At 73.6% G+C, this 21117-nt stretch carries 24 protein-coding genes and 1 pseudogene; 9 read left to right on the top strand and 16 right to left on the bottom strand.

Annotated elements, in window-relative coordinates:
- Positions 1-130, top strand: a pseudogene (locus tag ADL34_RS24540) (MarR family transcriptional regulator); the annotation flags it as partial.
- A gap of 60 nt (positions 131-190) precedes the next feature.
- The gene (locus tag ADL34_RS24535) at positions 191-1384 is read left to right on the top strand and encodes a CaiB/BaiF CoA transferase family protein (protein WP_062671649.1); all 1194 of its coding nucleotides are present in this window, start codon (positions 191-193) and stop codon (positions 1382-1384) included.
- Between the two features lie 21 nt (positions 1385-1405).
- Here the strand turns inward: ADL34_RS24535 and ADL34_RS24530 are convergent, their stop codons facing one another.
- Entirely contained in the window at positions 1406-2113 is a 708-nt protein-coding gene (locus tag ADL34_RS24530; RefSeq protein WP_062671651.1) for an SDR family NAD(P)-dependent oxidoreductase, read from the bottom strand.
- 101 nt (positions 2114-2214) lie between these two features.
- Between ADL34_RS24530 and ADL34_RS24525 the strand changes: the two genes are divergently transcribed.
- A complete protein-coding gene (locus tag ADL34_RS24525) occupies positions 2215-3048 on the top strand; it encodes a helix-turn-helix domain-containing protein (RefSeq protein WP_062671654.1) in 834 nt (277 codons plus the stop codon).
- 69 nt (positions 3049-3117) lie between these two features.
- Here ADL34_RS24525 and ADL34_RS24520 read toward each other — a convergent pair whose 3' ends face one another.
- Positions 3118-3993: a fructosamine kinase family protein gene (locus ADL34_RS24520; RefSeq protein WP_062671656.1), complete on the bottom strand. Its 876-nt coding sequence runs from the start codon at positions 3991-3993 to the stop codon at positions 3118-3120.
- 153 nt (positions 3994-4146) lie between these two features.
- On the opposite strand from ADL34_RS24520, the gene ADL34_RS24515 reads away from it, so the two are divergent.
- Positions 4147-4731 (top strand): AMIN-like domain-containing (lipo)protein, encoded by a 585-nt coding sequence (locus ADL34_RS24515; protein WP_234375101.1) that lies wholly within the window; start codon positions 4147-4149, stop codon positions 4729-4731.
- 137 nt (positions 4732-4868) lie between these two features.
- Positions 4869-5261, top strand: a complete 393-nt coding sequence (locus tag ADL34_RS24510; RefSeq protein WP_062671660.1) for a luciferase family protein — start codon at positions 4869-4871, stop codon at positions 5259-5261.
- 15 nt (positions 5262-5276) lie between these two features.
- Here the strand turns inward: ADL34_RS24510 and ADL34_RS24505 are convergent, their stop codons facing one another.
- The 5 genes from ADL34_RS24505 to ADL34_RS24485 all read right to left on the bottom strand — a co-directional run bounded on the left by ADL34_RS24505 (position 5277) and on the right by ADL34_RS24485 (position 9113).
- Complete coding sequence (locus ADL34_RS24505) at positions 5277-6605, bottom strand: enolase C-terminal domain-like protein (protein WP_062671662.1); 1329 nt, start codon at positions 6603-6605, stop codon at positions 5277-5279.
- Positions 6606-6704: 99 nt separating this feature from the next.
- Positions 6705-7154, bottom strand: a complete 450-nt coding sequence (locus ADL34_RS24500; RefSeq protein WP_062671664.1) for a TIGR03668 family PPOX class F420-dependent oxidoreductase — start codon at positions 7152-7154, stop codon at positions 6705-6707.
- Positions 7155-7231: 77 nt separating this feature from the next.
- On the bottom strand, positions 7232-7495 hold the full coding sequence (locus ADL34_RS24495) for a hypothetical protein (protein WP_062671666.1): 264 nt from the start codon (positions 7493-7495) through the stop codon (positions 7232-7234).
- 194 nt (positions 7496-7689) lie between these two features.
- Complete coding sequence (locus tag ADL34_RS24490; protein WP_062671668.1) at positions 7690-8580, bottom strand: SDR family oxidoreductase; 891 nt, start codon at positions 8578-8580, stop codon at positions 7690-7692.
- A gap of 131 nt (positions 8581-8711) precedes the next feature.
- The gene (locus ADL34_RS24485; RefSeq protein ID WP_062671673.1) at positions 8712-9113 is read right to left on the bottom strand and encodes an SseB family protein; all 402 of its coding nucleotides are present in this window, start codon (positions 9111-9113) and stop codon (positions 8712-8714) included.
- A 191-nt stretch (positions 9114-9304) separates the two neighbouring features.
- Between ADL34_RS24485 and ADL34_RS24480 the strand changes: the two genes are divergently transcribed.
- Positions 9305-9958, top strand: coding sequence for a phosphoribosyltransferase (locus ADL34_RS24480; RefSeq protein WP_062671674.1), 654 nt, complete (start codon positions 9305-9307; stop codon positions 9956-9958).
- Between the two features lie 47 nt (positions 9959-10005).
- A complete protein-coding gene (locus ADL34_RS24475) occupies positions 10006-10587 on the top strand; it encodes a GNAT family N-acetyltransferase (RefSeq protein WP_062671676.1) in 582 nt (193 codons plus the stop codon).
- Positions 10588-10609: 22 nt separating this feature from the next.
- Here ADL34_RS24475 and ADL34_RS24470 read toward each other — a convergent pair whose 3' ends face one another.
- Positions 10610-11389, bottom strand: a complete 780-nt coding sequence (locus ADL34_RS24470; protein ID WP_062671678.1) for an SDR family NAD(P)-dependent oxidoreductase — start codon at positions 11387-11389, stop codon at positions 10610-10612.
- Positions 11390-11489: 100 nt separating this feature from the next.
- Between ADL34_RS24470 and ADL34_RS24465 the strand changes: the two genes are divergently transcribed.
- On the top strand, positions 11490-12053 hold the full coding sequence (locus ADL34_RS24465; protein WP_062671680.1) for a hemerythrin domain-containing protein: 564 nt from the start codon (positions 11490-11492) through the stop codon (positions 12051-12053).
- A gap of 13 nt (positions 12054-12066) precedes the next feature.
- On the opposite strand, the gene ADL34_RS24460 is transcribed toward ADL34_RS24465, so the two are convergent.
- The 3 genes from ADL34_RS24460 to ADL34_RS24450 form a co-directional block, all read right to left on the bottom strand.
- A complete protein-coding gene (locus ADL34_RS24460) occupies positions 12067-12591 on the bottom strand; it encodes a hypothetical protein (RefSeq protein ID WP_062671682.1) in 525 nt (174 codons plus the stop codon).
- A gap of 187 nt (positions 12592-12778) precedes the next feature.
- Positions 12779-14995 carry a catalase/peroxidase HPI gene (gene katG / locus ADL34_RS24455; RefSeq protein WP_062671684.1) on the bottom strand — a complete coding sequence of 739 codons (2217 nt, stop codon included), beginning with the start codon at positions 14993-14995 and terminating at the stop codon, positions 12779-12781.
- 24 nt (positions 14996-15019) lie between these two features.
- Complete coding sequence (locus ADL34_RS24450; RefSeq protein WP_062671686.1) at positions 15020-15469, bottom strand: Fur family transcriptional regulator; 450 nt, start codon at positions 15467-15469, stop codon at positions 15020-15022.
- A gap of 222 nt (positions 15470-15691) precedes the next feature.
- Between ADL34_RS24450 and ADL34_RS24445 the strand changes: the two genes are divergently transcribed.
- Entirely contained in the window at positions 15692-17065 is a 1374-nt protein-coding gene (locus ADL34_RS24445; RefSeq protein ID WP_062671688.1) for an alpha-lytic protease prodomain-containing protein, read from the top strand.
- A gap of 70 nt (positions 17066-17135) precedes the next feature.
- Here ADL34_RS24445 and ADL34_RS24440 read toward each other — a convergent pair whose 3' ends face one another.
- Genes ADL34_RS24440 through ADL34_RS35795 form a run of 5 tightly spaced genes read right to left on the bottom strand, consistent with a single transcriptional unit; the run spans position 17136 to position 21012 of the window.
- Positions 17136-18212, bottom strand: coding sequence for a serine hydrolase domain-containing protein (locus ADL34_RS24440; protein WP_062671690.1), 1077 nt, complete (start codon positions 18210-18212; stop codon positions 17136-17138).
- Positions 18209-19129 (bottom strand): DUF6895 family protein, encoded by a 921-nt coding sequence (locus ADL34_RS24435; RefSeq protein WP_062671692.1) that lies wholly within the window; start codon positions 19127-19129, stop codon positions 18209-18211. Before ADL34_RS24435 ends, ADL34_RS24440 begins: the two co-directional genes overlap by 4 nt.
- Positions 19126-20091: a DUF6895 family protein gene (locus tag ADL34_RS24430; RefSeq protein ID WP_062671694.1), complete on the bottom strand. Its 966-nt coding sequence runs from the start codon at positions 20089-20091 to the stop codon at positions 19126-19128. The genes ADL34_RS24435 and ADL34_RS24430 overlap by 4 nt, the downstream gene beginning before the upstream one ends.
- The gene (locus tag ADL34_RS24425; RefSeq protein WP_062671696.1) at positions 20088-20795 is read right to left on the bottom strand and encodes a hypothetical protein; all 708 of its coding nucleotides are present in this window, start codon (positions 20793-20795) and stop codon (positions 20088-20090) included. Before ADL34_RS24425 ends, ADL34_RS24430 begins: the two co-directional genes overlap by 4 nt.
- Before the next feature lie 31 nt (positions 20796-20826).
- Positions 20827-21012 carry a hypothetical protein gene (locus tag ADL34_RS35795; RefSeq protein ID WP_086872279.1) on the bottom strand — a complete coding sequence of 62 codons (186 nt, stop codon included), beginning with the start codon at positions 21010-21012 and terminating at the stop codon, positions 20827-20829.
- Positions 21013-21117 lie beyond the last annotated feature (105 nt).

Here is a 21117-nt window from a genome sequence, read left to right as displayed (position 1 = left end):
ACTCCGCCTCCTCGACCAGGCCCGCCCCACCAACGACAAAGCCCTCCGCGAAGCCCTCGACGACGCCGCCCGCAACCCCGAACTCGCCCCCCTCGTCCGGGCCGTCGAGACGCTCCGCCTGCCCGTCTGACCTGGTCCGCGGCCGGCCCGTCATTGACGTGATCTTGGGCGGGGCCGTACACATGGCGTCATGAGCACCCCGCGTCTCCCCCTCACCGGCATCACCGTCGTCAGCCTCGAACAGGCCGTCGCCGCGCCCTACGCCACCCGGCAGCTCGCCGACCTCGGCGCGCGGGTGATCAAGGTGGAGCGGCCCGGCGAGGGTGACTTCGCCCGCCGGTACGACACCACGGTGCACGGGCAGTCCAGCTATTTCGTGTGGCTGAACCGCTCCAAGGAATCCCTCACGCTGGACCTGAAGTCGCCGCGCGGACGGGAGATCCTGCACGGGCTCCTGGACGGCGCCGACGTCTTCGTGCAGAACCTGGCACCGGGCGCGGCCGGCCGGCTCGGCCTCGGGACGGCGGAGCTCACCGAGCGCCGGCCCCGCCTGATCCCCTGCACGATCTCCGGCTACGGCACCACCGGACCGTGGGCCGACCGCAAGTCGTACGACCTGCTCGTGCAGTGCCAGACCGGGCTGGTGTCGCTGACCGGGGACGCCGGGAGCGGCGCCCGTGTCGGGATCTCCGTGGCCGACATCGCGGCCGGCATGTACGCCTACAGCGGCATCCTCACCGCGCTGTTCACCCGCGCCACCACGGGGTCCGTCCACCCGGTGGAGGTGTCCCTGTTCGAGGCGCTGGCGGAGTGGATGGGGCAGCCCGCCTACTACACCGAGTACGGCGGTGCGCAGCCCGAGCGGCTGGGCACCCGGCACCCCACGCTCGCCCCGTACGGGGCGTTCACGGCGGCCGACGGGCGGCAGGTGCTGCTCTCCATCCAGAACGAGCGCGAGTGGGCGGTGCTCTGCGCCCGGTTCCTGGGGCGGCCCGAGCTGACCGACGACCCGCGGTTCGCGACGAGTTCGGCCCGCGTCGCGCACCGCGCCGAGGTCGACGCGGTCGTCGCCGAGCGCTGCGCCCGCTCCACCGCCGGGGAGATCCTCAAGGAGCTGGAGGACATCGGCGTCGCCTGCGCGGGCGTCAACGACATCGCCGCCTTCCTGGACCACCCGGTGCTGGCCGCCCGCGGCCGCTGGGGCGCGGTGGCCGTGCCGGGCGGCGCGAGCGTCCGCGCCCTGCTGCCGCCGGCCGACCTGGTGGGCGTCCCCGCCCGGATGGACCCCGTCCCCGCCGCCGGCGAGCACACGGACGCGATCCTCGCCGAACTCGGCCGCACCCCCGAGGAGATCGCGGCTCTGCACGCCGACGGCGTCGTCTGAGGCGCCGCCCGCCCCCGCGTCTCACCAGGGCAGCGGCCCGTTGATGTCGAAGTAGCCGCCGGTCGGGCCGTCGGGGCCGGTCAGCGCCATCCGCACGATGATCTCGGCGCCCTGCTCGACGCTCTGGGTGCCGGTGCGGCCGTTGAGGTCGGTGGCGGTGAATCCGGGCTCCACGGCGTTGATCCGCAGGTTCGGGAACGCCTTGGCGTACTGCACGGTGATCATGTTGACCGCCGTCTTGGAGGACGGGTAGGCGAGGGCCTGGTAGAAGTGCGCCGGCGAGTCCGGGTCGGACAGCCCGGCCAGCGAGGCGAGACCGCTGCTGACGTTCACCACGACGGGTACCGGGGATCGCTGGAGCAACGGCAGGAATGCGTGGGTCACGCGCACGACGCCGAAGACGTTCGTCTCGAACACGGTGCGCATCTCGTCGGCGGTGGTGTCACCGGCCGCGGGCACGCTGTTGTCCGGGCCGCGCAGTTCGATGCCGGCGTTGTTGACCAGGACGTCGAGCCCGCCGTCGGCTTCGACGGTCTTCGCGGCTGCCTGGACGGAGGCGTCGTCGGTGACGTCGAGCAGCACGAACCGGGCGCCGATCCGTTCCGCTGCCGTACGGCCCCGGTCGGCGTCCCGGGCGCCGACGTACACGGTGTGGCCGGCCTCGACGAGCCGGCGGGCCGTCTCCAGGCCGAGTCCCTTGTTCGCTCCGGTGATGAGTGTCGTCGTCATGCGTCCAGCCTCCTGCGCGGCGGGGCCGGCTGCCAGCAGTCCCGTCTTCCTGGGACCGCCGGTACCAGGCATCCGCCCGGCGGACGGTGTTCACTGGGGGCATGACGGCGACGGAACTCGGGCGGGCGCTGCGCCGCTGGCGGGACCGGGTCCCGCCGCATGCCGCGGGGCTGCCCACGGGCGGGCACCGCAGGGCGGCCGGGCTGCGCCGTGAGGAACTGGCCCTGCTGGCCGGGATCTCGGCCGACTACGTCACGCGGCTCGAACAGGGCCGGGCGAGCAATCCGTCCGCGCAGATCGTCGAGGCGCTGGCCCGCGCCCTGCGGCTGTCGGCGGACGAGCGCGCACATCTGTTCCGGCTGGCGGAGCTGGCGCCGCCCGGCCCGGAGACGGTCCCCGGGCATCTCACGCCGAGCGTGCGGCGGCTGCTGGACCGGCTGAGCGGCACGCCGGTCGGTGTCCACGACGCCTCCTGGACGCTGCTGGAGGCCAATCCCCCGTACGCCGCCCTCTTGGGGGACCCGCGCGAGCTGCGCGGCTTCGAACGCAACGGCGTGTGGCGGGCGTTCCTCGGGCCGCGGGGCCGGGTCCGGCACACGGAGCGTGAGCGGCGGGAGTTCCAGGCGGGGATCGTCGCCGACCTGCGGGCGACCGTGAGCCGCTATCCCGAGGACCCCCGGCTGCGGGAGCTGGTCGCGCGGTTGCGTGAGCGCAGTCCGCGCTTCGCCGGGCTGTGGGAGTCGGGCGCGGTCGGCCGGCACGAGACCGGCCGCAAGGTCGTCGACCACCCCGAGGCCGGCCCGCTCACCGTGGACTGCGACATCCTCGCGGTGTCCGGCAGCGATCTGCGGCTCATGGTCTACACGGCCGAGCCGGGCACCCCCGACGCCGAACGCCTCGCTCAGCTGTCGGCCGGCCTGACGACTGTTCTCTAGTGCTGTGACCGGGAAGGTTCGCCGCGCGAGGTGCCGTGCCGGGCGCCGCGAGCCGGTGAACCTTTCCGGTCACACGCCCTGGACGCGGAGAGCCGCCCTCGCGGTCGTGAGGGCCTGTTCGGCGTAGCCGCGGCCGAACAGGACGGTGTGGACGAGGAGCGGGAAGAGCTGGTGCAGGCCGACGCGTCCGGTCCAGCCGTCGGCGAGCGGGGCCCGCTGCCGGTAGCCGTCCAGGACGCGGTCCAGGTGGGGGCAGCCGAAGAGCCGGAGCATCGCGAGGTCGGTCTCGCGGTGCCCGCCGTGCGCGGCCGGGTCGATCAGCCGGACGTGCCCGTCGGCTCCCCACAGCACGTTGCCGTTCCACAGGTCGCCGTGCAGCCGCGCGGCAGGCTCGGCGGGGCCGGCAAGCTCGGGCAGCCGCTCGCAGACCTGCTCGAACACGGCCGCCTCGGCGGGGCGCAGCGTGCCCGCGTCGACGGCCCGGCGCACGTACGGCAGGACGCGGTGCGCGGCGTACCAGGCGGGCCAGTCGGGGCCGGTGGTGTTGCGCAGGGCGGCGCGGCCGATGTACGCGTCCTCGGGTCCGCCGGGCGGGGGCGCGCCGAACGCGGGGGCGCCCGAGGCGTGCAGGGCGGCGAGGTCCTGACCGAAGCGCTCGGCGGCCTCGGCGCCGGGCCGGCCGGTGACGACCCGGTCGGTGACGAGCCAGCGCGCGTCGTGGCCGTGGACCCGCGGGACGCGTACGGTGCCGGAGTCGGCCAGCCAGCGCAGTCCGGCGGCCTCGGCGCGGGCCGCCCGGTCGCCGTCGCCACGCTTGACCACGACCACGCGCCCGCCGTCCAGGGTCACTTCGGTCAGCGTCGCGGTCAGGGGCCGTTCACCGGTCGCGGCGAAGCCCGTGAAGTGAGCGGCCGCCGCGCCCGGAGTGTCGAAGCTGCTGTGCACGGGGCCCAGCGTACGGCGCGTGCCCGGTGCCGGCCGGGGGGCGCGGGCGGGCTCTGTCCCCCGTGCGGACCACGAAGTTCCGTCTGCGTGCAACCTTTCCACCAAGTCGGTTGTCTCCTCTGATATCAGGCACTTCACCTCTCTGGGGACACAATGGGACGAACAAGAATGGCGTGGGCGGCGACCGCCGCGCTCGTGGCCGCCACGTCGGCCGTGGCGGCCGTCCCGGCCGGGGCCGCCACGACCACCACCACCAAGGCAACGGCCTGCCCCACCGGTTGGGGCAGCCAGGCCGAGACCCGCTCGGCCGCCACGATGAAGTCGGTGACGAACGTCAGGACCGGCCGGCACGACTGCTTCGACCGCATGGTCGTCGACGTCCCCGGTGCGGGCACCGGGCGGCTCGGCTACACCGTCCAGTACGTGAGCCGCGTCCACCAGGACGGTTCGGGGCGTCCCGTCACCGTCGGCGGCGGGGCCGTGATCGAGGTGCGGGTCAACGCGCCCGCCTACGACGCCGACAGCGGCCGGCCCACGTATCCGGCCCGGGCCGGTCAGCGGCTGCCGGGGGTGAACCTCACGGGGTACCGGACGTTCCGCGACGCCCGGTTCGTCGGGAGCTTCGAGGGGGACACGCAGATCGGACTCGGCGTGCGGGCCCGGCTGCCGTTCCGGGTGTGGGTGGCGGACGGCCGGATCGTCGTCGACGTCGCGCACAACTGGACCGGCGCGCGGTAGCCGTTCCGCCTCCGGTGTCCCGTGCGCTGCGCACACCGCCCGCCGCCCCGGTAGCGGGCGGTGTGTGCGACCTCACGCGCCGGTTACGGTTCGTCCAACCTCTGGTTGCCGGGCCATGATCGCGCGACTATGGGGCCATGACACTGGCCCAACGCGCCATGGAACGCCTGGAAGTCTGGCCCGACCTCAGCGCGGGTCCGGCCGGCTGTGGCGCGGGGCGGGCCCTGCGCTCCGCCCACAGCGAGATCGTGCACTTCCACTCCGACCGGGACGTGGATCTGCATCTCACCCTTCCCGCGATCCAGCGCTTCGGGCGGAATCTGTGGGAGTCCACGGCGGTGCGGCTGGTGCCGGGGTCGCGCTGGGTGACGCTCCATCTGGGCTGCGAGGCGGACGTCGATCTGCTGATGAGCCTCGTCAGTGTCGCTCTGAAGGCCCATCAGGGCGGCCCGCCGGCCGACGGGCCGGCGCACTGGGCCGCGTGCAACTTCCGACGGGTGACGGTGCTTCCGCGCGCCGAGGCGGGCTGACGGAGGCGGAGCCGGTCAGCGCACCAGGCAGGGCCGCTTGGGATCGAAGGTCCAGCCTTCGACGAGGTGCCGCATACCGGCGGCGTCGTCGCGGCCCGACAGGGCCTTCTCACGGTGGAGTTCGTGGGCGGCGAGCAGCCGGTCGCGGTCCAGCCGGACGCCCAGTCCGGGGGTGTCCGGCACGGCGACCTCGCCGCCGGTGATCCTGGGCGGTTCGACGGTGAGCCGTTCGCGGCCCTCCTGCCAGATCCAGTGGGTGTCCAGGGCGTTGTACTCCCCCGGTGCCGCGGCACCGCAGTGCGCCATCATCGCCAGCGAGATGTCGAAGTGGTTGTTGGAATGGCACCCCCAGGTCAGCCCCGCGGCGTGGCACAGCTGGGCGACGCGCACCGACCCCTGCATCGTCCAGAAGTGCGGGTCGGCCAGCGGGATCGACACCGCCTGCAGGGCGAGCGCGTGGGTCAGCTGCCGCCAGTCGGTGGCGACCATGTTGGTGGCCGTGGGCAGTCCGGTGGCCCGGCGGAACTCCGCGAGGACCTCCCGGCCCGAGTAGCCGTCCTCCGCCCCGCACGGGTCCTCGGCGTAGGCCAGGGTGCCGACGAGCGGACGGCACAGCTCGACGGCCTCGCGCAGCGACCAGGCGCCGTTGGGGTCCAGGGTGATCCGCGCGTCCGGGAAGCGGCCCTTGAGCGCGCGGACGGCCTCCACCTCCCGCGGGCCGGGCAGCACGCCGCCCTTGAGCTTGAAGTCCTGGAAGCCGTACAGGGCGTGGGCCGCCTCGGCCTGCCGGACGATCGCCTCGGGGGTCAGCGCCTCCTCGTACCGGACCCGGTACCAGTCGACCGGTGAGCTCGGGTCGCGCACGTAGTCCAGGCCGGTGCGGTCCGCGTCGCCCACGAAGAACAGGTAGCCGAGCACGCGGACCGTGTCGCGCTGCTTGCCGTCGCCGAGCAGGGCGGCGACCGGGACCTCCAGATGCTGCCCGAGCAGGTCCAGCAGGGCGGACTCGACGGCCGTGACCGCGTGCACGGTGGTGCGCAGGTCGAAGGTCTGCGCACCGCGCCCGCCGGCGTCCCGGTCGGCGAACGCCGCTCCGATCGCGCGCAGGACCCTCTTGTAGTCCCCCACGCGGGCGCCGACGACCAGGGGCGCGGCGTCGCGCAGGGTCCGGGTGATCGCCTCGCCGCCGGGCACCTCCCCGAGTCCGGTGCGGCCCTCGGAGTCCTCCAGGACGACGATGTTGCGGGTGAAGTACGGGGCGTGCGCGCCGGACAGGTTGAGGAGCATCGCGTCGTGTCCGGCGACCGGATACACGGACAGGCAGGTGACGACGGGCTGGGTCATGACGGGACGCCGATCTGCGGGAGCTGTCTGAAGCTGTCTACATATGAAGACGTAGGTTACGTCCGTGGACAGCGTGAGGTCAATGGGCGCCCCTGGGCGTCAGCTCTCCGAGCCGTACGTCCATCCGGTCCAGTGCAGGACGGAGACGACGATGACCGGTCCCTGCGGCGGCCGGTCCGCGTACTGCGGGTACTTGCCCCGCAGCAGTTCCACCGCCTCCTCGCGTCCCGCGCGGGTCTGCTCGTCGGGCGCCCCGGGTTCGAGGACGCGGGCGCCGCCGTCGGCCCGCACCCACCACAGCCGCTCCCAGTCGTCGTCGTAGCGGTCCGCGAGGAGGCAGACGGCCGGATGGACGGCGATGTCGTGCAGCCGCGCCGGGCGGGGCGTGCGCTTCGGCTTGTCGTCGACGGCGGTCACCACGTCGTCACCGCGCAGCGCGAAGACGACCGGCACCAGGTGCGGGCGCCCCGACGGGGCGATCGTCGCCAGCCGCGCGACCCGCGCCGCGGCGAACCGCTCCCGCGCCTCGTCCTGCTCCATGTCCGGCATGACGGCTCCTTCGGCGAGGGGGCGCGGGCCGCGTCCGGCATGACGGCTCCTTCGGCCGGGGGGCGCGGGCCGCGGCGTCACGGGTCGGGCGACGTGTCCGCGGTGTCGTCCGACGGGGTGTCCGAGCCGCGCGCGGTCCAGTCGTAGGGCCCGCCGCCGCGCCACTCGATCAGCTCGGGATCGTCGACGGCCCGGTCCTCGGCGGGCAGGCCCGCGCGGTGGACCAGGTCCATCACGTCGAACAGGCTGTACGCGGTGCCCGCGGCCTCGCCACGGATCGCCACCGGACGCCCGCCGTCCGGTTCCGGCGGCTGCACCACCACGAGGGGACGCGTGCTCATGACACCACCATGCGCTCTCGACGGCCGCCGCGCAGCCCGGCGTACCGGACGGTCAGTCGGACGGCCCAGCGTCCTGTGGCGGGTCTGCTGCCAGTCATGCCGCCGCCTTACCCGCGTACACGGGACCCACACCCGGCGGCGGGTGAGAATCCCGTGTACGCGGGACCGGCTACGGCACGTGTACGGGAGACCGGCTACGGCAGCGGGGTGCCGCCCGTCGCGTTGAGGACCTCCGCCGTGATGAAGCCGGCCTCCTGGGAGGCGAGGTACACGTAGGCGGGGGCCAGCTCGGCCGGCTGGGCCGGACGGCCCATGGGGCTCTGCTTGCCGAACTCGGTGGTGTCGGGCAGCGTCGCCGGGATCAGCGGCGTCCACACCGGGCCCGGGGCGACGGCGTTCACGCGGATGCCGCGCTCCACCAGCATCTGGGCCAGCCCCTGGGTGAAGGTGACGATCGCGCCCTTCGTCATGGCGTAGTCGAGCAGATGCGGGCTCGGCTTGTACGCCTGGATCGACGTCGTGTTGATGACACTGCCGCCCTTCGGGATGTGCGGCACGGCGAACTTCGTCAGCCAGAACATCCCGTAGAGGTTGGTGCGCATCACGCGGTCGAACTGCTCGGTGCTGATCGCCTCGATGCCGTCCGGCTGGGACATCTGGTAGGCGGCGTTGTTCACCAGCACGTCGATCCGCCCGAACTCCCCGACGGCCCGCTCGATCAGCGCCCGGCAGTTGTCCTCGTCCCGGATGTCGCAGGGCACGGCGACCGCCTTGCGACCGGCCTCCTCGACCAGCCGCGCCGTCTCGCGGGCCTCCTCGGCCTCCTCCTTCAGGTAGGTGAACAGCACGTCGGCGCCCTCGCGGGCGAAGGCCAGCGCGACGGCCCGCCCGATGCCGGAGTCGCCGCCGGTGACGACGGTCGCACGGCCCTCCAGCCGACCGGAACCGCGGTAGGTGTCCTCGCCGTGGTCCGGCGGCGGGTCCATGGGGCCGGTCCAGCCCGGATGCCGCTGGTCCTGCGCGGGGAAGTCGGGCTGCGGGTGCTGGGTGGCCGGGTCTTGCTGCCGGTGCTGCGGGTCGGTCACGACGGCCTCCTGGACCGGTCGAACGGGCACGATCCGGGTCCGGGTTCCCGCCCGGCCGGACCCCAAAAGCGATCAAGCCCGGCATCCCCCGAACGCAGGCGCGGCCCGCGGCACGCGGCACGCGACCGGGGTCAGACGTCCTGGTCGCGGTCGAGCAGTGCCCGTACGCCCTGCGCGGTCAGCGCCAGCTGCTCGGGCGACCCGGCGTCGATCACCAGGGAGAGCTCGTCGGAGGGCCAGCCGTGGGCCAGCGCGCCGAGCCGGACCGTGTGGTGCCGGGTCGTCTGCGGCATGGCCTCCTCCAGCCGGGCCGACGACGTGAAGACCGGCACCAGCGAGGTGCCGTCCTGCTGTTCGAACACCGGGAGCGTCAGGGCCGCCGGGCCAGGGCCCTCGCCGTCCGCCGCGGCCGGCACCAGTACCTCGCTGTCCGCCAATGTGCTCAGCGCCGTCTGGTCGGCGCCCTTCTCCACGACCGTGCGCAGGGCGTCCTGCGTGGCCGATGCCGTGTTGTCGAAGTCGGGGTCGGTCATGGTGCGTCCCCTCGCCCTGGGAGTCGCCGCGGACCGGTCACGGGCGGCCCGTGACGTACGCGGCCGGACGCACCGGGTACCCCCGGTCCGGCACCGTATGTGGGCGGGCGCCGGGCGGCCGGGCCCGTCCGGCGTTTCGGCGGGGGCGGGCCGGGCACCCGGCGCCCGCGCCGACGCCGAGGAGGAGTGCCATGTCCTTCCGCGACCGCACCCACGCCGGACGGGAACTGGCCCTGCGCCTGGCCGGGCGGACCGGTTCCGGTGACCCCTTCGACCTCCTCGTCCTGGCCCTGCCGCCCGGCGGTGTGCCCGTGGCCGCCGAGGTGGCCCGCGCGCTGCAGGCGCCCCTGGACGTCCTGGTCGCCGGCGAGATCAGCACGCCGGTCCGGCCGGAGACCACGATCGGCGCGCTCGTCGCCGACGATCCGCCGTTGTACGACCGCAACAGCCTGGCGATGATGCATCTGTCCGAGGACCGGCTGGGCGACATCGTCGTGACCGAGCGCAACGCGCTGCACCGGCGCGAGTACCGCTACCGCGGCCGTCGCCCGCTGCCGTCCGTGGAGGGCCGCACGGTCGTCCTCGTGGACGACGGGCTGACCACCGGGCTGACGGCCACGGCCGCCCTGCGGTTCGTGCACCGGCACGCTCCCGCGCGCCTGGTGCTGGCGGTTCCCGTCGGCAGTCCGCGCACGGTCCGCGCGCTGCGGGCCGAGTGCGACGACCTCCTCTGTCTCGTCCAGCCGCCCGGGCTGCACGCGGTCGGTGAGTGGTACGAGGACTTCGGTGCCGTCTCCGACGAGGAGGTCACCGGGACGCTGCACGCCTTCCGGACGCCCGCCTGAGCAAAACGGCCTGCGCCCCGGCGGTGGATCATGGCATCGTGCGCGTCATGGAGTTCGACGTGCGCCCCGCCGAGGTCTTCGAGGACGTCCGCACCCTCATCGGCCCCAAGTCGCCCACGGCGAGCGTCTGCTGGTGTCTGAGCCACCGCCTTTCCTCGAAGATCGAGAAGCAGTTGCGCGGCCCGGACCGCGGCGCGTACGTCGCCGAGCTGTGCCGCGCGGACCCGCCGCCCGGGGTGATCGCGTACGACGGCGACGAGCCGGTCGGCTGGGCGGCGGTGGCGCCGCGCGCGGCCACGTCGTACGCCCGCAGCCGCACGATCCCGCACGTCGACGATCTGCCGGTGTGGTCGCTGTGGTGCCTGCGGGTGCGGCCCGGCCACCGCAAGCGGGGCGTCACCCACTCCCTGATCGCCGGGGCCGTCGCGTTCGCCCGCGACCGGGGCGCGCCGGTGCTGGAGGCGTACCCCATCGACACCGGGGACGACGGGGACACCCGGGTCGACGTGACCATGGCGTACGCCGGGCTGCGCCGGAACTTCGAGCGGGCCGGGTTCGAGTACGCCGCCGGCACCACGTCCGTCCTGGCCGGGCATCCCCGCGTCCTGATGCGGCTCGACCTGCGCTGACAGGACGCTGTGAGACCAGGTGCTAGTGGACGGAGAACCCGCCGTCCACGAAGATCGACTGCCCGGTGACATAGGCGGACGCGGTGCTCGCGAGGAACACGGCGGCGCCCGCGAAGTCCTCCGCCAGGCCGTTGCGGCCGATGAGGGTGCGCGCGGCGAGCGCGGTGACCTTCTCCGGGTCGGACGACAGCCGGGCGTTCAGGGGCGTCATGACGAACCCCGGCACGAGCGTGTTGCTGGTGACGCCGTACGGCGACCACGCCTCCGCCTGAGAGCGGGCCAGCGACTCCAGGCCGCCCTTGGAGACGCCGTAGGCGCCGCTCTGGACAAGGGCGCGGTGGGCCTGCTGCGAGGTGATGTGGATGATCCGGCCGAAGCCCCGCTCGGCCATGCCGGGTCCGAACCGCTGCCCCAGCAGGAACGGCGCCTCCAGGTTCACGGCCATGGTGGCGTCCCAGACGTCCTCGCCGAGCTCGCCCAGCGGGGGCCGCAGGTTGACGCCGGCGGAGTTGACGAGGATGTCGGGCTCGCCGAACACCGCGGCGGCCTCCTCGGCCGCCGTCCGCACGCCGTCGCGGGTGCTCAGGTCGGCGCTGACCCAGGCCGCGCGGCAGCCGTGCTCCTCCAGGGCGGCGACCGTGGCGGCCAGCTCCGCCTCCCGGCGGGCGACGACCACGACCCGGGCGCCGGCGCGGGCCAGGGCCTCGGTGATGGCGCGGCCGATGCCGGAGCTGCCCCCGGTCACGACGGCGACCCGGTCGTCCAGGGAGAACAGTTCGGAGAGGTAGGTCTGCGAGGTCATGCCCGCACCCTACGGGGGCCGTGTGAGCCCGGCCGGGGCGGGCACCCGGGGTCCGCGGCGGCCCGGCCGGGGCCGCCCGTGCGAAGCGGAGGTGGAGACGATGGGGCACGGCGGAGACGTCATCGACGAGCTGATGACCGATCACCGCGAGGTCGAGGAGCTCTTCGGGAAGATCGAGGCTCTTCCGCCCGGTGACAAGGACCGAAAGCTGTACGCCGACCAGGTCACGATCGAGCTGATCCGGCACTCGGTGGCCGAGGAGCAGTACCTCTACCCGGCGGTCCGCAGGCATGTGGAGGGCGGCGACGCGATCGCCGACCGGGAGATCGAGGACCACGCCGAGGCCGAGCAGATCATGAAGGACCTCGAGGGCTGCGACGTCGAGGACACCGCGTTCAACCGGCTGATCAACCGGCTGACGACGGAGGTGCGCGCCCACATCGCGGACGAGGAGCAGAACCTCTTCCCGAAGCTGCGGGCGGCCTGCACGCCGGAGGCCCTGGACGAGCTGGGCGACAAGGTGCGGATGGCGAAGAAGACGGCGCCGACGCGGCCGCACCCGGCGGCCCCGGACAAGCCGCCGGCCAACAAGCTGCTGGCGCCGGGCGCGGGTCTGGTCGACCGGATGCGCGACGCGCTGTCGGGCCGCGGCAAGAAGGCCTGAGCGGGGCGCCCGCTCAGGCGGCCAGGGCCCGGCCCGGGTCGAGGCGGTCCCGCAGGGCGGGTCCGTGCAGCGCGGCCACGGGGGCCACGAGGTCGGGGTGCCGCAGCAGCGCGGCCGCCTCACGGTCGTACGGATCGGGCGACACCAGACGGCGGAACTCGGCGGGCACGGCGGTCGCGTGGGCGACCTCGGCCGTCGCGACCACGGCCCGCCGGGCCAGGTCGGGGTCGGTGAGCAGGCAGGCCGCCCAGCTCGCCACGACCTCGTCGACCCAGGTGCGCCAGGCGCCGTCGGTGTCGTCGGGTACGGCCGCGTCGGCGCCGGTGATCCAGTCGAGACCCGCCGAGCCGCCGGGGCCGGCCATCGACACGAGGGCGACGTCGGTCGGGGTGGGGTAGCGCAGCCAGGCGGCGACGGTCACGGCCTGCCGGGCCTGGACCTCGCCGAGGGCGTCGGCGAGGGCACCGCCGCACGCGGGGTAGGAGCGGATCAGCCACTGGGTGGTCGCCGCTATGAGCGGGGAGAGATCTGCGAGCACTGCGGGACCGTCCGGGACTGACGGGGTACGGGGGTCGCCGACACCGTAGCCCCGCGCCCTCGCCCGGGGACGTGGCCGCCGCCACGTTCGCCGCGTGGCCTCCCCCACATACGCACAGGTACGGAGACCCACACGACGACGTCCGGACGGCCGCCATCGCGGCCGTCCGGACGTCTCGCGGGAGGGATCAGACCAGGTCGTACCGGTCGAGGTTCATGACCTTGACCCAGGCGTCGACGAAGTCCTTCACGAACTTCTCCTTGGCGTCGTCGCTCGCGTAGACCTCGGCGAGCGCGCGCAGCTCGGAGTTCGAGCCGAAGACCAGGTCGGCGCGGCTGCCGGCCCACTTCAGCTCACCGGTGGCGGCGTCCCGGCCCTCGAACGTGGTCTGGTCCGAGGACGTCGACTTCCATGTGATGCCCATGTCGAGCAGGTTGACGAAGAAGTCGTTGGTCAGGGCGCCGGGGGTGTCGGTGAGGACGCCCAGCTGCGACTGCTGGTGGTTGGCACCGAGCACACGCAGGCCGCCGACCAGGACGGTCATCTCGGGGGCGCTCAGCGTGAGCAGGTTGGCGCGGTCCAGCAGCAGGTACTCGGCCGGCAGGCGGTTGCCCTTGCCGAGGTAGTTGCGGAACCCGTCGGCCGCCGGCTCCAGCGCGGCGAACGACTCGACGTCGGTGTGCTCCTCCGTCGCGTCGACGCGGCCCGGCGTGAACGCCACCTGGACGTCGAACCCGCCGTCCTTGGCGGCCTTCTCCACGGCCGCGGAGCCGCCGAGGACGATCAGGTCGGCGAGGGAGACCTTCTTGGCGCCGGTGTTGAACTCGCTCTGGACGCCCTCCAGGACGCGCAGGACCTGCGCGAGCTGGTCGGGGTCGTTGACCTCCCAGCCGCGCTGCGGCTCGAGGCGGATCCGGGCGCCGTTGGCGCCGCCGCGCTTGTCACTGCCGCGGAACGTCGAGGCCGACGCCCAGGCGGTGCTGACGAGCTGTGAGACGGTCAGGCCGGACTCGAGGATCTTGGCCTTGAGGACCTCGACGTCGGCGGCGTCGATGGGCTCGCCCTCGGCCTGCGGCAGCGGGTCCTGCCACAGCAGCGTCTCCTCGGGGACCTCCGGGCCGAGGTACAGGGACTTCGGGCCGAGGTCACGGTGGGTCAGCTTGTACCAGGCGCGGGCGAAGGCGTCCGCGAACTCCTGCGGGTTCTCGTGGAAGCGCTTGGAGATCGGGCCGTAGATCGGGTCGAAGCGCAGCGCCAGGTCGGTGGTGAGCATCGTGGGCAGACGCTTCTTCGACGAGTCGTGGGCGTCGGGGATGATCGCCTCGGCGTCCTTGGCAACCCACTGCTTGGCGCCGGCCGGGGACTCGGTGAGCTCCCACTCGTAGCCGAAGAGGATGTCGAAGAAGTCGTTCGTCCACTGGGTCGGCTTGGTGGTCCAGGTGACCTCCAGGCCGGACGTGATCGCGTCGCCGCCCTTGCCGGTGCCGTACGTGGACTTCCAGCCCAGGCCCTGCTCCTCCATGGAGGCGGCCTCGGGGTCGTTGCCGACGGCGTCGGCCGGGCCGGCGCCGTGGGTCTTGCCGAAGGTGTGGCCACCGGCGATGAGGGCGACGGTCTCCTCGTCGTTCATCGCCATGCGGCCGAACGTCTCACGGATGTCGCGGGCCGCGGCGATCGGGTCCGGGTTGCCGTTGGGGCCCTCGGGGTTGACGTAGATGAGGCCCATCTGGACGGCGCCGAGCGGGTTCTCCAGCTCGCGGTCGCCGCTGTAGCGCTTGTCGTCGAGCCAGGTGGTCTCGGGGCCCCAGTAGACGTCCTCGTCGGCCTCCCACACGTCGGCGCGGCCGCCGCCGAAGCCGAAGGTCTCGAAGCCCATGGTCTCCAGGGCGACGTTACCGGTGAGGATCATGAGGTCGGCCCAGGAGATGGACTGGCCGTACTTCTTCTTGACCGGCCACAGCAGACGGCGGGCCTTGTCCAGGTTGCCGTTGTCCGGCCAGCTGTTCAGCGGGGCGAAGCGCTGCTGACCGCGGCCGCCGCCGCCGCGGCCGTCGCTGATGCGGTAGGTGCCGGCGCTGTGCCAGGCCATACGGACCATCAGCGGGCCGTAGTTGCCGAAGTCGGCGGGCCACCAGTCCTGCGAGTTCGTCAGCACCTCGGCGATGTCACGCTTCACGGCGTCGAGGTCGAGGGCCTCGAACGCCTTGCGGTAGTCGAACTCCGCGCCGAGCGGGTTGGCGACGACCGGGTCCTTGGCGAGGATCTTCAGGTTGAGCCGTTCTGGCCACCACTGGCGGTTTCCGCCGCCCTGGGTCGGGTGGGGGGCGCGATCGTGCGCGACGGGGCAGCCGCCTGTGCCCTCCGCCTTCGCGTCGGTGACGATCGCATCGGAGTTCTCAGCCATGGGAAACCTTCCGGACTAGGTGAATCACAGTGCGCGGGGCGCACCGGTGGTGGTGGAGCAGTCGGGGCACAGGCCCCAGTAGATGACCTCGGCCTCGTCGATGGCGAAGCCGTGGTCGTCGGAGGCGGTCAGACAGGGCGCCTCGCCGACCCCGCAGTCGACGTCGGCGACGACACCGCACGAGCGGCAGACGACGTGGTGGTGGTTGTCACCGACGCGGCCCTCGAACCGGGCGGGGCTGCCGGCCGGTTCGATACGACGTATGAGTCCCGCCGCCGTGAGGGCGTGAAGCCCTTCGTACACGGCCTGGAGGGAGACATGACCGACGCGCTCGCGTACCCCCGAGGCGATGGCCTCGACGCCGAGGTGGTCCCCCGCGCGGACGGCTTGCAGCAGGGCGACACGCGCGGCGGTCACCCGCAGGCCGGCGCCACGGAGCTCCTCGGCGGGGGTCGGAGTCTGGGCTGCGGTCATGCCGACAACCTATCGCGCTAAACACGAACGACTCAAGAAAACGAACGATGAAAGTCTGAGGGCGCGCAGGGGGCCGCCGGGGGCCCGGATCACTGATGCACATGACACTCCGCAGGACCCCCCATAGCGCTAAAAAACAGCTTTTCTGACATTTACTGATCTCTTCTCGTCAAGGCCTCCGTTGGTCGCAGACCCAAGCGAACTCGATGGAGGTACTCACGCATGCTCGGCAGATCCACGGACGGCCGCCGCGCCGCCCTGACCGCTCTCGGCGTCCTCGCCGTCACCGCGATGACCACGGCCGCGGCGGCAGCGCCGCCTCCCGCGCCGCTGCCCGCTTCCACCGCCGCCCAGACGGTCGGCGCCGACCGGCCCCCGGCCCAGGTGCTGCGGGCCCTGGAGCGCGATCTGAAGCTGACGTCCGCTCAGGCCGCCGAGCGCCTGGTCAACGAGGCGGAGGCGGGGGTCCGCGCGGGCCGGCTGCGCCTCTCCCTCGGACAGCGCTTCGCCGGTGCCTGGCTGACCGGGTCGACCGCCGCCGAGCTGACCGTGGCGACGACGCACTCGTCGGACGTGTCGGCCATCGAGGCGCAGGGCGCCAAGGCGGCCGTCGTGCGGCGTCCCCTCGCCGACCTCCAGGCACTCAAGGAGAAGCTGGACAAGGCCGCCGCCGGGGCCGCGACGAAGGACGCCCCGGTCTGGTACGTGGACGTGCCGTCGAACCGGGTCGTCGTGCAGGCGGCCCGGCGCACGGCCGCCACCTCGTTCATCAAGGCGGCCGGCGCCCAGGACGCCGGTGTCGCCGTCGTCGTGTCGGCCGAGCGGCCCCGGCCGCTGGCGGACATCGTGGGCGGCGAGGCGTACTACATCGAGAACTCCGCCCGCTGCTCCATCGGGTTCTCCGTCACCAAGGGCGAGCAGCAGGGCTTCGTCTCCGCGGGCCACTGCGGCGAGCCGGGGAACAGGACGACCGGTGCCGACCAGGCCGCGCAGGGCGAGTTCCAGGCCTCCACGTTCCCCGGCAAGGACATGTCCTGGGTGGCCGCGAACAGCGACTGGACCGCCACCGCCGACGTCGCGGGCGAGGGCGGGCAGAGGACCCAGGTCACCGGTTCCGTGCAGGCGCTCGTCGGGGCGTCGATCTGCCGCTCCGGCTCCACCACGGGCTGGCACTGCGGGACCATCCAGCAGCACGACACGAGCGTCCGCTACTCCGAGGGCACCGTCGACGGGGTCACCCGGACCACGGTGTGCGCCGAGCCCGGGGACTCCGGTGGCTCCTACCTGTCCGGGTCGCAGGCCCAGGGCGTGACCTCGGGCGGCTCGGGCAACTGCACCAGCGGCGGCACCACGTACTACCAGCCGGTCAACCCCATCCTGAGCGACTTCGGCCTGGTCCTGAAGACGGCGACCGCGCAGAAGGGCACGCAGGCCACGCAGGAGGAGCCGGCGAACGACCAGTGGGCGGCGGGCCGCGTCTACGAGGCCGGCAGCACGGTGACCGTCGCCGGGGTGCGCTACCAGTGCCTCCAGAGCCACCAGGCGCAGAGCCGGTGGGCGCCGGACGGCACACCCGCCCTGTGGCAGCGGGTGTAGGGGAACCACCGACGCACCGCGGCCGGTGCGGGGCCGGGCCCCGCACCGGCCGCGGTGCGTCGGTCCTCCGTCAGTCCTCCGCGAGCAGCGCGTACGCCGTGGGCACGAAGGGGTCGCGGGCGCGGTACCGGCGGGTGCACAGCGCGACCAGCGCCGTCCCGGTGTCCGGCCGGAAGCCGAGGAAGGCCTGCTGGCCGAGGGTGGCCCCGCTGTGGAAGTACATCGGGCCGCCGTCGGTGGGGTGCCGGAACCACGCCACGGTGTGTTCGTGGACATGACCCCGGCCGCGCCGCAGCACCGGGGTCCGCACCGCGCGCAGCGCGCCGGCGTCCGGGGAGCCGGCCGGGTCGAGGTGCGCCTCCAGGAAGGTGAGCAGGTCGTGCGGGGTGGCCCGGACCGCACCGGCCGCGTCGAAGCCGCCCGCGTCGAAGGGGAGGGTGGGGGTGCGGCCGTCCTTGGCGTGCCCGGTCGCATCCGTCTTCGGGTCCTCGGGGCGCAGTGAGGTGCCGGTCAGGCCGAGCGGGCGCAGCACGTGTCCGGCGAGCAGTTCGTCCCAGGGCGTGCCGGTGACGGCGGCCAGTGCGTGCCCGAGCACGGCGACGCCGAAGTTGGAGTAGTGCCACCGGGTGCCGGGCCGGTGCCGGGGGCTGTGGCGCAGGAAGGCGTCGACGACTCGTTCGGCCGGGTAGCGGCCGTAGGGGTTGGTGCGCCAGGCGGGCAGCGCGCTGCGGCGGAAGCCCGGCGGCAGGGCGGGCAGTCCCGCGGTGTGCGTGACGAGGTGGGCGAGGGTCACGGGGTCGGGACCGGCGGGGCGGCCGGGCCGCAGGCAGGCGGCGGCGGGTTCACCCCCGGTCAGCAGGCCGCTGCCGACGAGCCGTGCGAACAGCAGGCCGGTGAACGCCTTCGAGGCCGAGCCGATCTCGTAGCGCAGGTCCTGCCGGGGCACCGCCGGGGACACAGCGGTGCCCCCGCAGTGGAGGGTGCGGCGGCCGTCGCGGGACACCGCGAAGACGACGTCGGGGGCGTCCACGGCGTCGACGGTCCGCACCAGCCGCTCGGCCAGGCCGTCGTGGTCCCCGCGAGGGGCGGCGGCCCGCCGAACGGTGTCCTCGGCCATGCCCGGCCAGGGCGCCGCGGCGGCGCTCATGCGGGGGCGTGGGTGAGGGCGGTCAGGGCACGCGAGGTGGCCAGCACCGAGGCGAACGCGGCCACCAGCGTCGGGTGGTACACCAGGTCGAACACCTCGTCCGGGTCGCCCTCGGGCATCGACCGCACGGCCGGCATGGCGCCGTCGGCCTGCTGCGCGGCGGCGAAGCCGTCCCAGGCCCGCTCGTCCAGGGTGGGGCGAGGCAGGCAGGCGTCGACGACGAGGAGTTCACCGAGCAGGTCCCAGCGCTCCAGGTCCAGCCAGTCGTCGATCCAGACCGGCAGCCAGGTGGTGAGGTAGTCGGCGATGTGCGGCGGGAGCCCCTCGGGGTGCGCTCCCCACTCGGTCAGGTGGAACACGGTGTGGGTGACGTCGTAGGCGATGTGGCCGCTGACGGTCCACGGTTCGGGGGTGTGGCCCAGCCAGGTGGCGCCCGCGAGATCGGTCTCGGGGGTGCGCGGGGCGAGGCCGAAGCGGCGCTGGAACGCGGCCAGTCCGAGCCGCCGGTTGGGGTCCACCTCGAGGGCGGACCAGCTCTCCAGCCGGTGGTAGAGGCGCACCGCGCGCTCCACCTCGGGCTCGCTGTACCCGAGTTCCTTGTACGGCAGGTACACCTCGAACGGGATCGGCGACAGCGGTTCGACGCGCTGGCCGCGGGCCAGCATGCGGCCGCCGTCCAGGGTCTCGCGCCAGGAGTGGTCGAGGAGCCGGCGGGCCAGGTCGGCCTGCCGGGACCCGGCCACGCCCTCGCGGAACAGCACCCGGCAGATCAGGGCGAGTTCGCCGACGGGTTTGAAGCGGTCCAGGAAGCCGACCTCGGGGTCGGCGTCGGGTTCGAGGCGGAAGCCGTCGCGGTGGGCCCACAGCCACTCCAGGGCGCGGACGCCGACGGTGTGCATGAGACGGGTGTCGGTCATCCGGGCACTCCTTGTCCCCTGTACCGGTGGTGTCCGCCGGTGCCGGCGGTGGCCTCGGCGGTCAGGCGGGTGAGGCACTGCGCGGCGGCGAAGGCGGCCATGAGCGTGGAGTGGTAGCAGTGCAGGAAGTCCGGCTCCCGCCCGTCGCCGTACTCCTGCTGCGGGAGGGCGCCCGAGGCGCACTGGGCGCCGGCGATCCGGGGCCAGGCGTCCCGCAGGACGCCGGGGTCGGGCGGGTCCGGCAGGCTGGCCGCCACGACGAGCAGTTCGCAGCTCAGGTCCCACATCCCGGCGTCGAGGCAGGTGTCGAGCCAGGCGGGCAGCCAGTGGGCGAGGTATTCGGACAGGTCCGCGGGGAGGGCGTCGGGGGCGCGGCCCCAGTCGGTGAGGTGGAAGACGACGTGGGTGAGCGCGTATCCGGCGGACCGCTCGAACGTCCAGGGTTCCGGGCGGCCGCCCAGCCAGGTGTGCCGCAGGACCAGTTCGGCGTCATCGGCCCGGTGGACGCCGCCGCGCCGCTCGGCCTTGAGCACACCGAGCCGGCGGGTCGGGTCCTGTTCCGTCAGACGCCAGCCGCGGGTACGGGCGGTGACGGCGGCGGCCGTCTCGTAACCGGGGTGCCGCAGGCCCGCGGAGGCGAAGACGGAGTAGATCTCCAGGGGATATGTCGCGAACGGCTCCAGGCGCTGGAGGTGCAGGAACAGCTCCCCCTGCCCGGTCTGCCGCCAGGCGAACCGCAGCAGGCCGGCGGCGGCCTCGTGCAGCGGGTCGCCGACCGGGGTACCCGCGCACACGCTCGCGCAGGTCTGGGCCAGTTCCCCGAGGGGTTTCCAGGTGGCGTCGACCTGGCCGTCGGCGGCGAGCGCGCCCTCGCCGAGGGCGAATTCGTCCCGGTGGGCGGAGAGCCAGGCGAGCGCCGCGGCGCCCACCTCCTGGATCCGCGCGACGTCCGTCGCCGTCATACGAGCGCTCCGGCCGCCCGTGTGATCCGCGCGGCCTGCACCTGGAGCGCGACCCGTGCGTCGGTGCCGCCCATCAGCTCCACGAAGTCCAGGCCGGTTTCGAGTCCGAGCGTGTCCGGCACGCCGTCCACGACGGTGAGCCAGCGTCCCGCTCCGGCCGCCTGCTGCCAGTCCCGGCGGCGTACCGCCCGGACGAAGCCGCGGGCGAGGTCCACGGGACGGCCGCGGGCGACGCGGGCCACCGCGCTGTCCTCCCCGGGCACGGCCAGGGCGGCCAGGACGGCGAGTTGATGGGTGAGGACCTGCCAGGTGGCCGTCTCCAGCCACTCGGTCCCGGGTTCGCCGGCGTCCGTGCCGGGCGGTGCGGGCAGGGGGGAGCCGAGGCGCGCGAGGGTGCGGCGCATCGCCCAGTGGCTCCAGTGGACGGTGGGGCCGGCCTCGGGGCGGGGCGGGTACGCCTCGGCCGTACGGCGGAAGGCGGCGAGCGCCTCGGGGTCGGGCGGGGTCGGGAAGAGGACGTGCGGGAGGAGCAGATCCGCTCCCAGTACCCGCACGGCCGCGAGGATGAGACTGCCCTCGACGTCGTCCATGGCGGAGGTGCCGGACATGCGCACATGGTCCCCGCCCCGGAGGGCGGAGACCACGTCGGACGCAAGGTCCTGCACCGCGCCCTGCAAGAGGGCCGAAGTGCCTGACTGCTCCATTCAGCGTGCTCCTGTCGGGTTCGCCGGTCCTTTAGCCCTTCTTCGGGCGCGGGGTCGGCGGGGACAGCAGCAGCTGGGTGTCCGCGGAGAGCAGCGCCAGGGCGGCGCACTCCCGGCTGTCACGGAAGACTCCGTCGGGCTCTGCGGGGTCGAGGGCCGCGTCGAGGTCCGTGCGGACGCCGGTCGTGTCCTTGGTCGCCTTGTCCATGGAAGGCATATCACCATCTCCTCTGGGGTCAGCCATAGCCTCCACAACCCAGATGACCACATCGCCTCAGAGGGCGCATCTTTTCTCACAAGTGCACATACGTCACATGTTCAA

The organism is Streptomyces sp. NRRL WC-3605 (assembly GCF_001509795.1).
In the GTDB taxonomy this organism is placed as follows: Bacteria; Actinomycetota; Actinomycetes; order Streptomycetales; family Streptomycetaceae; genus Streptomyces; species Streptomyces viridochromogenes.
The sequence above is the reverse complement of the archived record's forward strand: the minus strand, read 5'-3'. Positions and strand labels throughout refer to the sequence as shown.

Bases quoted from the DNA above. Each gene is read 5' to 3' on its own strand.
- ADL34_RS35795 (WP_086872279.1), bottom strand. From the start codon at position 21,012: ATGCCTTCCATGGACAAGGCGACCAAGGACACGACCGGCGTCCGCACG.
- ADL34_RS24435 (WP_062671692.1), bottom strand. From the start codon at position 19,129: ATGACCGACACCCGTCTCATGCACACCGTCGGCGTCCGCGCCCTGGAG.
- ADL34_RS24510 (WP_062671660.1), top strand. From the start codon at position 4,869: ATGACACTGGCCCAACGCGCCATGGAACGCCTGGAAGTCTGGCCCGAC.
- ADL34_RS24500 (WP_062671664.1), bottom strand. From the start codon at position 7,154: ATGCCGGACATGGAGCAGGACGAGGCGCGGGAGCGGTTCGCCGCGGCG.
- ADL34_RS24475 (WP_062671676.1), top strand. From the start codon at position 10,006: ATGGAGTTCGACGTGCGCCCCGCCGAGGTCTTCGAGGACGTCCGCACC.
- ADL34_RS24430 (WP_062671694.1), bottom strand. From the start codon at position 20,091: ATGACGGCGACGGACGTCGCGCGGATCCAGGAGGTGGGCGCCGCGGCG.
- ADL34_RS24440 (WP_062671690.1), bottom strand. From the start codon at position 18,212: ATGAGCGCCGCCGCGGCGCCCTGGCCGGGCATGGCCGAGGACACCGTT.
- ADL34_RS24495 (WP_062671666.1), bottom strand. From the start codon at position 7,495: ATGAGCACGCGTCCCCTCGTGGTGGTGCAGCCGCCGGAACCGGACGGC.
- ADL34_RS24530 (WP_062671651.1), bottom strand. From the start codon at position 2,113: ATGACGACGACACTCATCACCGGAGCGAACAAGGGACTCGGCCTGGAG.
- ADL34_RS24465 (WP_062671680.1), top strand. From the start codon at position 11,490: ATGGGGCACGGCGGAGACGTCATCGACGAGCTGATGACCGATCACCGC.
- ADL34_RS24535 (WP_062671649.1), top strand. From the start codon at position 191: ATGAGCACCCCGCGTCTCCCCCTCACCGGCATCACCGTCGTCAGCCTC.
- ADL34_RS24445 (WP_062671688.1), top strand. From the start codon at position 15,692: ATGCTCGGCAGATCCACGGACGGCCGCCGCGCCGCCCTGACCGCTCTC.
- ADL34_RS24425 (WP_062671696.1), bottom strand. From the start codon at position 20,795: ATGGAGCAGTCAGGCACTTCGGCCCTCTTGCAGGGCGCGGTGCAGGAC.
- ADL34_RS24505 (WP_062671662.1), bottom strand. From the start codon at position 6,605: ATGACCCAGCCCGTCGTCACCTGCCTGTCCGTGTATCCGGTCGCCGGA.
- ADL34_RS24525 (WP_062671654.1), top strand. From the start codon at position 2,215: ATGACGGCGACGGAACTCGGGCGGGCGCTGCGCCGCTGGCGGGACCGG.
- ADL34_RS24515 (WP_234375101.1), top strand. From the start codon at position 4,147: ATGGGACGAACAAGAATGGCGTGGGCGGCGACCGCCGCGCTCGTGGCC.
- ADL34_RS24480 (WP_062671674.1), top strand. From the start codon at position 9,305: ATGTCCTTCCGCGACCGCACCCACGCCGGACGGGAACTGGCCCTGCGC.
- katG (WP_062671684.1), bottom strand. From the start codon at position 14,995: ATGGCTGAGAACTCCGATGCGATCGTCACCGACGCGAAGGCGGAGGGC.
- ADL34_RS24485 (WP_062671673.1), bottom strand. From the start codon at position 9,113: ATGACCGACCCCGACTTCGACAACACGGCATCGGCCACGCAGGACGCC.
- ADL34_RS24450 (WP_062671686.1), bottom strand. From the start codon at position 15,469: ATGACCGCAGCCCAGACTCCGACCCCCGCCGAGGAGCTCCGTGGCGCC.
- ADL34_RS24470 (WP_062671678.1), bottom strand. From the start codon at position 11,389: ATGACCTCGCAGACCTACCTCTCCGAACTGTTCTCCCTGGACGACCGG.